This is a genomic window from Elusimicrobiaceae bacterium, assembly GCA_017528825.1.
GTDB lineage: Bacteria > Elusimicrobiota > Elusimicrobia > Elusimicrobiales > Elusimicrobiaceae > Avelusimicrobium.
Genome location: JAFXOI010000031.1, coordinates 66,597 through 79,329, shown reverse-complemented (window position 1 = coordinate 79,329; position 12,733 = coordinate 66,597). Strand labels below are relative to the sequence as shown.

Genomic DNA, 12,733 nt, shown 5'->3' with positions numbered 1-12,733 from the left:
TTGGTATTTGTTATCTGAGCGCTTTGTTAACCGTTCTTGCCTCCGTGCCCAGTAGTACTATGCACTTTTGTCTTTCCAGGCTTCGAGTCCTTCTTGGAGAGCGGTTTATAATCCAAGCCTAACTCAAGCACTTTGCCGATATAATTCAAGGCATCTTGAATACTCATTTCTTGGCTTCCGTATAAATTACATCGGCCAGTATCATGGAATAATATGCTTCCGATCTTGTTATCATATTCATCATATACTTTCTGAGAAACTTCTGGTTTAGACATATCATCCCACCAATGGCCTTTCAAGGGATTCTTTAAGTCATTACTAAACTGCACGTCCTCCAGTAATGCCGCTAAGGGGAATCTTCCATTCACCATCGCGCCTTCTATACCCTTATCATCAGGAACAGGGCTTTGGACACCACTCTTAGTTATACCTTGAAGCCCTCTCTTCATATAACTATTGGCCTGATAAGGTGCTGTGTCAAACCGCTGGTTAGTTCTGGTCTGTTTTACGCCGTCCACTATTTCTTCAACATCTTGGCGCGGCACATAGGCAGAAGACAGACCGGTGTAGATAGCGAAAGAGCCGAATTCATTGCTTAGATCCTGTTTGACTTTGACCGGATCGTAAGAAGACAACCCAACCCCGCGAGCCATCGTACACACAGCAGCTTTGGGAACACTCGTTCGACCTAGTGTGTTCTTCGCAAGGAGCATAGCATCCACAAACTGCGGAATTCTAGGAGCCTCACCTGCTTTCAATGTCACGAAGGCGTATCCCGCTTTCTGCGATTTCAACCGATCATTCACTTCTGATAACACCTCATTGACAAACTCTCTGGCGCTATCAGAGCTTCTGTTGTCAACCGCTCTACCGCTCAGTGCGGTGGCATCCTGATCATGCTTAGGCTGCTGAGTATAGTACATAGGTCCTTGTGCAGGGGCAAAAGTAAAGCCTGCATCTGCACTCTTAGCATGATTCTCCAACACTGTAGGCACTTCCATGATGTGCCCTGCTAAAGAGTACAAACCAATGTCTGAGCTAAAGCTATTCAAACATTCCGGATTTGTCAAGTTGGCCGCTTCGGGATTATATTGACCATTTTCGCAGGGAATCACATACACACATTCTCCGCTGGTAACGGTCACATCTTCCGTACATGACTGCTTAGCCCCACCTTTGATTTTGTTTTTGATCTTGTTGGATAGACATTCGGGGTCCACGGTCACGCTACCGCCCCATTCACCATGTTCGTCACAGGTGATGGTCGCATCACACCCTTCAACAGCACTCGGAATGGTTTTAGTGTCTCCCGGAGTACATTTCTTGATGTTATTAGGGCAGTTCGGATCTTTTGCTTTCTCCGTACTCCACTTGTTATCAACGCATTTTTTGTACAAGGGACAACCATCCTTGTCCACTTCGCCTTCCCAAAGAGTCTGTCCTTCCTCGCAAGGCGACTTCGTTTTTATCGGGATCATCGGCTTTTCAGAACCATACGACGTCTGATCTTTAGACTCTTTCTTTGTCTTAGGATCGGTAGCCGTCCAGTAAGCCGTGATAGATCTCTTCTCTCCGGCCGGAATATTTTTGAAATAATCACGCACCGGTTTCTCATTTTCTAACTTAATAAAACTATTACCATCTTGCCAAGTGAGTTTCTCCGCATCCGTGAGCGTGTGGTTATCAATGACGGTCTTGCCGTCAGCGCCTTTGATGGTCAACGTCACCACCAAATCTTCCCGTTTAGGATAGCGCAACGGATCAAAGGTCAGGTTGGCAGCAATGCTCAACTGGCTTTCTCCGGTTCCCTCTTTCTCCACATACTCAATTTCTCTAGCCGTAATACGGAAGCTATTGAACTCACATTGCTCAGAGCGAATAGCAGTTGCTTTACCGTCATCTGCTAAAGACGTACGAGTAGAGTTGTCCACTCCTTGATATGTATCAGCAAACTTGCGTTTTTTCTGATCACTATAAGGAGCTTGAGACTCGCTCGGTTTAGCGCTGCTGCGGTGCAAGACGTAGAAACTTTCAAAGTCCGCATACGATACAGGCAGGATGGACTGGTCAATCATACCATCGCTGACTTTTTTGTATACATTCGTGCGATGCGTACCGCCACTCTTAGAGCGAACACGTTTTCCTTTAGCTTTTTCCCATTTTCTTGCCAAGGTTTGTTTCATGGCATAGCCTTCAATGAAACGTAAACGCAATTGGGCAAAGGCTTCCTCACCGGAAATACCCGCGTCTTCGGGAATCATTTCATTTAACAGTCCAATCGTTTCAGATTTGAACGTCGGCCATCTGAAATTATCGCCTTTGGCCACATAGATTACACAACCATCGTTGATGTTGTCGCGCACGATGTCAGTAGTATGAGCATCAACGGTTTTGCCGTCTTTATCCTTATACGTATATTTTTGTCCGCTACTGGTATGTCTTCCGGCATTGTGATCTTCGGAATGGCCATTCACGTTTTGCAGAGCGATACGATTCTGTGAGTTGGCACCCGGCATTTCCATGCTGGTGCACAGATAGTGAGATTTATCATCTCCTACCGGGAACGGCACATAATTATCTACTACCACCACGTGGTAATGGTTTTTCCATTTAGCTGCTTGACCGGTGGCTTGTAATTCAAAGTTCTGCGTAGTATTGATAGCTTCGCAGTTATAGCGGTCACGCAGTTCCGTAGCTCCAGAGCCATGCACAACACCACCCAAACATTTCCAACGGGTTTGGAAACCGTTCATCTTGGTGCCATAATTATGACCGGCTTTCCAACCGCTAGGACAATCTTGTTTCCCTTTATCACCTTTACGTGCAGCATCACAAGCGGCTTTAAAATCGTCTGGATACAGTGCAGAAATTGCGGGGAATTGAGCACGGAATCTTTCTTCGTTGACTCCGCAACATTCAGGAGCTTTACTACCCGTTCCATTGGAACCGACAAAAGTATCTGCATCACAATCGGAGTTACCCATTACGATACAGCAAGTAAGGTTCGTACCGATTTTAGCCAATACTTGAGCTAACGCGGCGATGAGCGGCTCTACTAAGCCTTTTCTCCACAAGAAATAGTTCCATTTCCATCTCTCCATTTCTTGTTGTTTCATCATGTCCCACCACCACGGCTCCATACCTTTGAAGTTCATGTTGCGGTCAATTTTGCCCGGACCACCGCCCGAAGCAAAGAAACCATCGGCCAGTCCGCCCACACGTTCGTTTTTCACCGGGGCAAACATAGCGTCGCGTAAGGCTTCTGCTGCGTTAGCTTTACTCAACGCATCACGAGATGCACGAGCTTGTGCCGCACCGCCTTGACCAAAGTAAGAACGAGACGGATTAGCCGCTGAACGCAACGGAGTTAAAGAGCGAGCTTGAGCTCCTCTTCTCGGAGCGCTGGCAGAGCTTTGTCTGGCAGCAGCTTTTAATTGAGCACCACCAAAACGGCTGCCCACACCGCCGCCACCGCGCAAGTTCAAAGAAGCACCGCTCAAGTCTTTAATCTTGGTAGGTGTTCTTTGGAAAGCCGCACGGGTGGCTACCGGAGCAGTCTGCCGATAGTTGGGCGTATCCGGACGCGGAGCCGGAGTATAATCCCGGTCAAACGCATCTCTGGATTCGTATTCCGGTTCTGCCGCTTCTTGCTCTTCTTCCGGGTTGCCCCAGCCTTTAATCAGGCTCAGCGGATCACGACCCGCCAATTGTGCAATCTGGCCGGTGGGATCTTCGTTGCTGGGAGAGAACCCAAAGCGTTCCGGATCAAAAATAGAATCTTCTGACCCTGGCGGTACAATGACGTCATCATTGACGTTACCGCTGTATTTGTACAAAAAGGGCAACATCAGCAAAGCCGCCGCCGCCGCTACCATAAAGGGCGCATCACGACGAGACCGTTCAAACAAGGTCTGTTTGGGCTTGCCATTATTGCCGATTTTAGAAGCACCTTTCTTAGCGAACGGATTAACTGCAGGCTTGCTGTTTTTAATCTTATCGCTAAAGGTGAAAGAATCCTTCTTATTTTCAGCCATAACTTTCTCCTTTTAGTTTTCCCCCACAACTGGGGGTGTACTGCTAGGCCTTAGCGACCGCTCGGGCCCGCTAAGACCGATTACTACACTACAAATCCTACTACTACCATTAAAGAATTATTATTTCAAAATGTCAACCACTTTTTGGGCCCTTTTTCAAAATAGGCCTATTGGGCTTTTTCTTGCGTCAACCATTGGGTGTTATCGGTCTGTGGGAAAAAGTCATTCGTCCCTAACACACCGTCTACCCGCAAGTTAAACGAATTATCCAGCTGCATCTGATCAAACGTCTGCGCCAGTGTATTAATTTGCGCGGTTAGCTCTGATACTTGGCTCTTATCTACCGGCACTTGCGCTTTTGCCGTTGACAGAGCTTCACATTTCTCAGACAACTCGCCCGCATACGCATCCAAATAAACCGTTTCGCAACTGCCCTCCTTAGGTACGTTCATGCCGCAGGCATCTCTCATAGATAAAAATAGTTTTTTGACCGTTTGGCATTGCTCACGCACTTGAATCAAACTGCTTTTCCAGTTACTCAGTTCCGCCCCGCACCCTTGCGGTACCCCCTGACGAATGTGGCGGATGAGCTCACGGGAACGCTCTAGCACCGGGGCCAATTGCTCATTGGTCTGCTTGGCCTGTTGCTGGCATTGTTCCTCGGTCTTTCCGGTCTGTGCTGAAGGAGCCACCTTTTCTGCCCCGCGCAAAGACACACTGGGCGCGCTGACCGCTTCATAGGCTTCTGCAGATACAGTGCCCGCCATGTATCCGGCGGTAACCAATTGGTTCTTAAACCCTTCCGGCGCTTTTTCGGCGATGTTAGTGAGCACGAATACTTGCGCTAAATCCTGTTGGGCTTTTTGGCTCAAATCCGTACCGCTACGGATACTAGTATTGGCAGAGGCTGTGGCGGCAGCGGCCAAAGCTCGCCTCAACGCCGCGTCCGTGGAAGCGGACATGCTATCAGCCACACTGGCCAGCATATCGGAACTTACCGTACCGGCAACAACCGAACGAGCACGCATCTGTGCCGTATCGGCCGAACCCTGACCGGCGGAAGAATCCGCCCGTGCCAGCAAATCTGCATCCGTACCCAAGTAGACATCCACCGCTTTGGCGGATTTTTCGGCCGACGCTTTTGCTTCGTCACTCCAGTCCCCGACAGGGCGGGAGAGAGCGGCTCTATCGTCGCCTTCTTCTGCTTCGTACGCGCCTGCTATCCCATCCGCGCGCAACCCGCGCGCGCGCCGAGAAACATTCACCGCGGCCAAATCAATCAGTCCCGATTTAGTTCCGGTTGTCTGCGCAACTGACTGCTTTCTGTCAAAGAGCGATAACTGCTGGGCTTCTTGCGATTGAAACGGAAACCCTGCGCGGGCCCACGTCCATAGGATACGACCTACACTCCAAGACTGGGCTTGCGGCGCCTCTTCCAACGTGCTAACTACCTTACGCAATCCCGGCCAACTACCTGCCGGTATTACAAATATAATCAAAAACAGGAAAAAAACAAGTCCCCCGATTATTCCCCACTTTTTGTATGGGTTCATCGCGGCCGGACGGTGCTGTCCCTGAGCAGGGTTAAGCGACGGTACAACCGACGAAGAACTTGTCTTTTCCTGTTTCATGCTAAACTCCTATTTCTGGGCTGCTGCCGTATCTGCCGGGGCAGCCGATTGGGCCGGTTGGGTTGGTTGGTTCATATTTACCACGCGGCCTTTGTTATACTCTTGGGTCAGACGGCGCTGTTGTAAGCGTTTTTGATAATCTCGTAAGCGGTCCTGTTGTTCTTGCTTAACCAGTTCCCGCGCCTTGAGATAAATCAGCTCCCGCTCCGCCTGCCGTTGTTGGTATGCAAAATACACTGATAACAACAATCCTGTTATGAAAAGACACACCAACACCGTTACATTAAACACCTTTTTCAATACCATATCTATTTTTGCCATAAGTGGACCTTATTATTTTTTACCGCCACCTGAACCCGAACCGTCACCAGTAGCTAAATTGGGATCCGCTGAGTTGATAATACCCTCAACAGCTTCTTTTCCACCCATAAGTACAGAAGTTCCTCCTCCCAATGCCGCCATTGCGCTTGTTCCAGCACTTGCTCCACTAGCCGCAGTGGCACCGGCTTCTCCAGCTGCCGCGGCACCGGCTTCTGCACCGGCTTCCGCGCCGGCTTCTGCAGCAGATTCTCCAAGAGCTGCTGACGATTCTCCCTCGGCTGCGCTCGCTTGCGATCCGAAATCACCGACCGCAAAAGCGATAACAACTGCCGCTATACACAAGACACCCACTACGATACTTGCAATACTAATTCCGTCAGAACCGAACTTGCTCATATATCTGCCGGCCTGTACGATAAAAGCAATAGACCATGCACATATTCCAGCTAAGAGAATCGCAGCACCTGCTATTCCCCACGGACCCAGTTTTTTAAGAGCAGCAATACCTATCGCGGCTCCCAGGGCGGCAAAAAGCAGAGAGATAAGCTGAGTTTTTAGGTTTCTACGAGCCTCCTCCCGTTCGGCTTCCAACTTCTTCTGCTTATCCATTTCCGTATCGAGATTATCAATAGATGGCTGCTTATGGAATTCAGCACTCGGCAGCTCACCACCACCTACTCCTGTCTGATAACCATCTACATCCATCACTGCCGATAAAGATTTATTGCCCCAAAATGCACGGCTTCCCTCGTTAGCAGATTTGCCTATTGAATCGGCAATCTTAGCAGAATCTTGTGCAATTTGTTTCAAACTGTTTAGTTCTTTTCCCATTTGTTGTCCGCTGTGAGAAGAAGAGAACCGGTTATTGCCTTTATAGGAGGTACTGTGCATGCCGCGATATTGGGCACCGCTGGCAATCAGTCCCGTAGTACCGTCACCCATCGCCCCGGTAATAGACCCTGCACCCCGAGCACTGGGATTAATGCGGCTCGCTCTTTCTTGGCCTACGGAACGTCCTGCTGCGGAGCTATTTGCACCGCTGAGAGAACCTGTCCCGCTACCTAAATTACTGCCGCCTTTAGTGTTGACAGATGCTTTCTGCAATTGTTTGACTTCTTTTTTCGCTTGGCCCGCAACGGCTTCATCCATGCCGTCCGTACTGCCTCTTTGGGCAGCCCCACGGACACTACCGCCGGTACTTTCGGCACCCTTATCCGTATTTAAGCCAAAGCTGTCCTCTCCAGCTCCCAAGGCAGAACCTTGAATATTGCCAATACCTTCGATTGCACCGTTAGACGCTAAATTCAATCCTTCTATTGCTTCAGCAGCTTGATCCCCAGCGCCAAACACTTTATCAGCCATTTGGCCTTCCATTCTGGCTTTTTCTTCCGCAGAAGCGAATTGATTCTTGTCAAAGGCAAAATTCATACTCGGAACAGCCGACGGATTCTCACGCATCAGATCTGCCATAGCACGTACCTTTTTTTCTTGAGCAGCCGGAGAAGATGACATATAATTGGAAATACCAATAAACGCCATTGTACCCGTCATACACAACGCGGCAATCCCCGCCGGCCGTATAGCACCTGTACAATTTTTTAGTAGTTTTAGTATATTCATAAATTCCTCCTTATTTATTCTTCTCTTTGGTCGGATCCGGATTCTCCTCTCCCTCTTCTTCGGCAGCTTCGGGCCAATATTGAGCTGCGTATGCATTGTAACTACCTATTACGCCGACTACAGACCCTTCCAAACCAGCTACAAACCCCACTACACCAAACACACTCATTGCAGTACTCATCCACGATAACCCATACATTTGGTCAGCACAGTTTTTGAGATGATCTGCCAAAGAGCCTTGCGTATTTTCAGTTTCCATCACACTAGCCCCCCAACTCTCTTTAAACTCTTTTACCTGTTTCAGATAATTTAAATAGGGAATGAGTGCAAAAAGCGGCCCAATCAACGGAATAGAAGCTAAACCCGCTAGTTTTGTACGTAAGTCATATATACCGTCAAGCAATCGTTGCTTTGCCTGTCCATAAGTTTCCCCACCTATACCTTCGCCTGTAATACCCAGCGCACGCACGGCATCGTCCAAAAGATCCAATGATTCACCACCGCCTAATCCTAGACTGCCATCGTTGGCTACTTTAATACCGCCGCTTTGTTGTGCACCGGACATATATAGATCAGAAGCCATTTGGTTCACGGCCATTTTTTTGCTTCTTGCATCAGAGGCATATTTGGCCATAGAGCCCAAGTCATTGCCTACTTTACCATGATAACCGCCAAAATTGGCATTATTGGGACCTTGCATTTGGCCGGATCTTCCCATAGCTAAACGATCGGTTTCAGCGCTAGGGCTAATGCGCCCGCCTTTTTCGGCTATTCTGGTGGAACCGCCAAAAGCGTTCGTGCTATAACTGTTACCGCTACGGGCTATGCCGGAAGCCATGTCATATTTGCCACCGCTTTTATTCAAACCGGCTGCTTTAGCGGCTGCCGCTACTACATCTCCGCCTTCCGCACCGGCCGCTGCAGCTGCCGCTTCAGCTTCTTCTTTCTTTTGGTTAGCCAGGGCACTAATAGCGGCAATTTGATCTTGCACTTGGCTGTTTCCGCCTTCCATTGTGCCGCTACCCATTTCTTGTGCGCCGACACCCACGCCTAAGCCTTCGCTAGCCCCGTTCATTTTATGGGCAGAAATGGCTTGTTCATCCCGCTCCATTTGGCTGGAAGATGGGTTTTGTCCACGCAATTTTTCCTGTTCAAAATCTCTTTCCATGAGCCGTTGGCTGGAGGATTTGGATACATTAATATGGCTTTGCAATTCTCCGCCTTCGCCATATCCAACGCCGCTGTAGGAGCCACCGGCCCCGCCGGCCACATAGACTACGTCCGGGTCTTGAGAGGAAAATGCCGTATCCTGATTAGGACCCGAAGAAGACAACATTTGCCACGCGGCGATACCTGCCACGCCTACCACTGCGGCCGTCCCTATAGCTTGCGCTGTAGAAAGAGCGAATTTACCGCTGCGATTTTTAATCCAATTTATGATTTTCATAATTTACGCTCCTTACAAATAAAATTAATTACTGCCCTTTACCGTCCCATGTATCCAGGGTACCACCACCATCTATATGGAATTTACCATCTTTGCCAACGCGTCCCCAATACGACACACCGTTATACGTTACATTTTGTCCGGAGGAAGTTCCTAAAGTACTTGTCCTTGACGTATTACCGTAATAGTCCGATTTTGTTTGCGCAAAACTTTGCTTTTTGAACTTCTTCACAGGATCACTGTTATTGTACGTTTTTAGCGCAGATTTATTATACGCATTGGCCTGTTTCTTGGTTACCGTGGGAGCTTTTTGCCCATCTGCATAGGAATAATCATACGCTCCAGGTATCACGTTCCCGTCGTTATCCTTTTTAGGGGTTCTGTTGACAGTCACAGTCTGCCCATCACTTGATGTCCAAGTCTGTGAATCAGAAGTATTGCTGAACCCTTGTCCTTCGGCCACGCTCCAACCTGCTCCTTTCAACCCAGCTTGCACATTAGCATCCCCATTTCCAAGCATATCTGCTGTCAGAGACGATCCATCACTAAGCTTTGTCGGAGGAGGATCCAATTTTCCTTCCATCTGCGCATTGGCTAAATCCACCTGATAGTTAGCCACCTGCTGTTGATGCACTTTAATGGCATCCTGTACCGCACCTTCTGCTAACTGCAAACCGAAATCTATTGCCTTTTTCAAGAATTCTATTGCGAATTCTTCCCACTCATTTTTCTCATCATCGTTATCGCTTCCGTCCTTTTGTCCCTTATCTTTGGCATCATTCAATCCTTGATCTAAGCCACTAAGGTCGGCGCTGCTGGTAGGAGCATTGGTGTCTAAATCCAAACCGGCGGCTTCGCCTAAGTTAACAGCACCGCTATCATCCATAAAAGCTTTACTACCTTCTACATTGCCACCCATCAAAGCTTTTTTGGCATTTAACATTTTGTCGTTTTTCAGCCCAGCAGCTGCCCGGCTGGCCATGGCTGTTTGTCGTAATGCCGTGCGGGCATCACCACCGTGGAGGCGACCGGGTGCTCTGTCACTACCTTTATTTTGACTGCGGAAATTAGAAAAATCTCCGCTCGGGCCGAATTTGCTGCTCAAGCCGGACCCACTAGCCCCTTTTATGCTGGCGCTGCCCAAACTGCCTACTTGCGTGCGCGCACCTGTGCCGCGTCCGCTACCGCCACCGCCATAATAGCGCCCCGGCACATATTCGGAAGCTGAAGACGAGGCAGACGTATCCAGTTCGGCTTGCTCTGCATCTTCCTCTTGGCGGGCCTCTTTTTCTTCTGCACTATAGAGACCCATCCCTTTATTACCCTCTTCCATATCCGGATATTTAGAAGCTAACAGGTATTGCTCCGCTTCATCGGAAGAAAAGGGCATGTTTGCCAAGTCATAACCGCGGGTTTCAAAATCCGAAAAATCATCTTTCTCACCAGAGGCTGCCGAAGCTAAAATCAGTAGCCCGATGACCCCTACCAGTATCACAGCGCCCCATGTATAGGCCTGTTTGCGGTCCATGGAATTTAATTTCTTCCATGTTTTGCCAAACGCGGCCAACGGCGCTTCTTTCTTTTTTTGCTGAGTCTGCGCGTTGGCATCGGCTTGGGTTTGTTTACCTTCCTTCACCTTCGATTTTTTCTGGAACAGTTTTAACATATTCCACCTCGCCATAATATAAAAATTCACTCTTGCTGACCCGCGGGGATGTCCCGCGCTCAAACACAGAGTTTACTGATACATCTATTTCTACTATAGTATAAACTGATTTTTTCGGTTTGTCAAGCGTTTTTTTAATACTTGCCAAATCACTCGATAAACCGAGAAATCTTTTACAAATTCTTACTACGATTCCGGTCGCACAAACGGCAAGGGCCGCTCATTAGGACTGACGTATTTGATGATTTGGATTTGCCCCCCCGTTTCGCACAGGAAAGCATATCCGTGCAAACAGGAAATATCATTTTCGCAAATTTGCAACTTATCGTAATTACACAAAAACTTAATTTGCGGCGGCCGCGTGGAAACGGTCATAGTTACCTTTGTCCAAGTACCCTTGGTATTGATATCCAATTTCAAGCTCTTCAAACTCAAAAAACGCACCATCCCCGGGTTATTAAAACCAAGGTACTCTTCTACTTTCTTTTTAATATCTTTTTGTAAGAAACGGCGGTCCCAACGAGTTAAAACATCCGCCGTATGGCTCTGCAACTGATAGCGACGGGCCGCATAAAAACCAGCAATTTCCATCTTTTGGGTCAAAACTAAGAGGCCAAAAATTTTGATAATAAATAGAATAAAAATAACCATCACCGGCAACAGAAGAACCGTTTCGGTTGTGGCTTGACCGTGGCGGGAAAAATTATATTTTCTCATACGCCCACCTTCACACTGTATTTAGGCAACGGATTGGGCCATACGCAGTTATTGCCGCTGCGTGGACATGTCACCGATACCGTATTTTTTACGTACGGTTTGTAGCGGGCAGTGATATTGATATTAAAACGGTTCTCCGGCACTACATATTTTTGTTTCAACGTGATGCCTCTGGCCAGTTGTTTCAAACGGGAACGGCTGGAGGCATCCAAATAGCCAAATTGAAATAATTTCGTTTTAATAATTTTATTGAAATCCAAATCAAGCGGATATGCACCGGAATGGGCCGTAGACCCTACATAGTCTGCTGTTAAATAAAAGCGGCCTCTTTCAATTTCAAACGGAACTGTGTTTAGTTCAAAACGGTCTAGAACAGCCGCCCCTTGCTGGCCGCACTCTGATTTACGACAATCCTTCGTGTTTAGAAAGATTGCTTCGCGAAACATACGGCTCTTTTTAATGGTATCCTTGTATGCATAATTCTGGGAAGCATAAATAGAACCTGTACGAATAAAAATAACTATATAATCTTTAACCCTATCCAAGGCGCCGTTGGTAGAAGTAAAGAAATAATTGTCGACTATTTCTTTATCCGCTAAAACTAAGTATTTGCCACCATCATCTTTTTTCTCTTCCATATCTTCGTTGGCATCGGAAGGTTCTTCCTTTATCCAGTTTTTCCGCTTATCACCGTAATACTGAAAATCCCAGTTAGTAGATGCAGCAGCCGGGATCGGGTTTGAAATGGCTTGGTCGGCATGGTTAGGTCCAATAGACAGAAATGCGCCTGCGCGGTAAAACACATCAAACACAGTAAAATTACCTTTCAACTCAGAAGTTTTTTTTGGTTTGAGCGTTTGGCTCATCGTTCGCATAACGCGGTAGGGAATCCCGTTCACCATCGCAGTTGCATTTAAGTAAGTGCTGGCAGTAGACATCTGGGCATAGGCGGCATTGTCCAAGGCGAATTGCTGGCGCACCTTAGTCATGGATAGTTTGGAGGTTTCAAATAACAAGTAAATAACCAAAATGAAAATAGGCGCCAACATTACTGCCGGCAACAAAATTTGTGCTTGCCGGCTATGCAGGGTGTGCTGACAGGTACGTAAAAATGTTTTCATTTGGCCAATAATTGCCCGATAAACATAAAAAACCATTTCACAATATCTTTGTGAAAAGCCGAAATAAAAGCCGACAAGATTACCAATATGCTGCTAAGCATCAGCACATATTCGATGGTAGCTTGGCCGCGGCGACTTCTACGCGCCAGGCGCAGCAATGCTTTTATTCGGCGCAT

9 protein-coding genes are annotated in these 12,733 nt (G+C 47.8%); all 9 read right to left on the bottom strand.

Going from position 1 to position 12,733, the window contains the following annotated elements:
• Positions 1 to 26 precede the first annotated feature (26 nt).
• The 9 genes from IKN49_05885 to IKN49_05845 all read right to left on the bottom strand — a co-directional run bounded on the left by IKN49_05885 (position 27) and on the right by IKN49_05845 (position 12,733).
• On the bottom strand, positions 27 to 4,034 hold the full coding sequence (locus IKN49_05885; GenBank protein ID MBR3632568.1) for a hypothetical protein: 4,008 nt from the start codon (positions 4,032 to 4,034) through the stop codon (positions 27 to 29).
• 167 nt (positions 4,035 to 4,201) lie between these two features.
• Positions 4,202 to 5,665 (bottom strand): hypothetical protein, encoded by a 1,464-nt coding sequence (locus IKN49_05880; protein MBR3632567.1) that lies wholly within the window; start codon positions 5,663 to 5,665, stop codon positions 4,202 to 4,204.
• Between the two features lie 9 nt (positions 5,666 to 5,674).
• Positions 5,675 to 5,986 (bottom strand): hypothetical protein, encoded by a 312-nt coding sequence (locus IKN49_05875; protein MBR3632566.1) that lies wholly within the window; start codon positions 5,984 to 5,986, stop codon positions 5,675 to 5,677.
• Between the two features lie 12 nt (positions 5,987 to 5,998).
• Entirely contained in the window at positions 5,999 to 7,606 is a 1,608-nt protein-coding gene (locus IKN49_05870) for a hypothetical protein (protein MBR3632565.1), read from the bottom strand.
• Between the two features lie 10 nt (positions 7,607 to 7,616).
• Positions 7,617 to 9,053, bottom strand: a complete 1,437-nt coding sequence (locus IKN49_05865) for a hypothetical protein (protein MBR3632564.1) — start codon at positions 9,051 to 9,053, stop codon at positions 7,617 to 7,619.
• 28 nt (positions 9,054 to 9,081) lie between these two features.
• Positions 9,082 to 10,719: a hypothetical protein gene (locus IKN49_05860; GenBank protein ID MBR3632563.1), complete on the bottom strand. Its 1,638-nt coding sequence runs from the start codon at positions 10,717 to 10,719 to the stop codon at positions 9,082 to 9,084.
• A gap of 186 nt (positions 10,720 to 10,905) precedes the next feature.
• A complete protein-coding gene (locus IKN49_05855; protein ID MBR3632562.1) occupies positions 10,906 to 11,436 on the bottom strand; it encodes a hypothetical protein in 531 nt (176 codons plus the stop codon).
• Positions 11,433 to 12,557: a hypothetical protein gene (locus IKN49_05850; protein ID MBR3632561.1), complete on the bottom strand. Its 1,125-nt coding sequence runs from the start codon at positions 12,555 to 12,557 to the stop codon at positions 11,433 to 11,435. Before IKN49_05850 ends, IKN49_05855 begins: the two co-directional genes overlap by 4 nt.
• Positions 12,554 to 12,733, bottom strand: a complete 180-nt coding sequence (locus tag IKN49_05845) for a hypothetical protein (protein ID MBR3632560.1) — start codon at positions 12,731 to 12,733, stop codon at positions 12,554 to 12,556. Before IKN49_05845 ends, IKN49_05850 begins: the two co-directional genes overlap by 4 nt.

Bases quoted from the DNA above. Each gene is read 5' to 3' on its own strand.
- IKN49_05885 (MBR3632568.1), bottom strand. From the start codon at position 4,034: ATGGCTGAAAATAAGAAGGATTCTTTCACCTTTAGCGATAAGATTAAA.
- IKN49_05880 (MBR3632567.1), bottom strand. From the start codon at position 5,665: ATGAAACAGGAAAAGACAAGTTCTTCGTCGGTTGTACCGTCGCTTAAC.
- IKN49_05875 (MBR3632566.1), bottom strand. From the start codon at position 5,986: ATGGCAAAAATAGATATGGTATTGAAAAAGGTGTTTAATGTAACGGTG.
- IKN49_05870 (MBR3632565.1), bottom strand. From the start codon at position 7,606: ATGAATATACTAAAACTACTAAAAAATTGTACAGGTGCTATACGGCCG.
- IKN49_05865 (MBR3632564.1), bottom strand. From the start codon at position 9,053: ATGAAAATCATAAATTGGATTAAAAATCGCAGCGGTAAATTCGCTCTT.
- IKN49_05860 (MBR3632563.1), bottom strand. From the start codon at position 10,719: ATGTTAAAACTGTTCCAGAAAAAATCGAAGGTGAAGGAAGGTAAACAA.
- IKN49_05855 (MBR3632562.1), bottom strand. From the start codon at position 11,436: ATGAGAAAATATAATTTTTCCCGCCACGGTCAAGCCACAACCGAAACG.
- IKN49_05850 (MBR3632561.1), bottom strand. From the start codon at position 12,557: ATGAAAACATTTTTACGTACCTGTCAGCACACCCTGCATAGCCGGCAA.
- IKN49_05845 (MBR3632560.1), bottom strand. From the start codon at position 12,733: ATGCGCCGAATAAAAGCATTGCTGCGCCTGGCGCGTAGAAGTCGCCGC.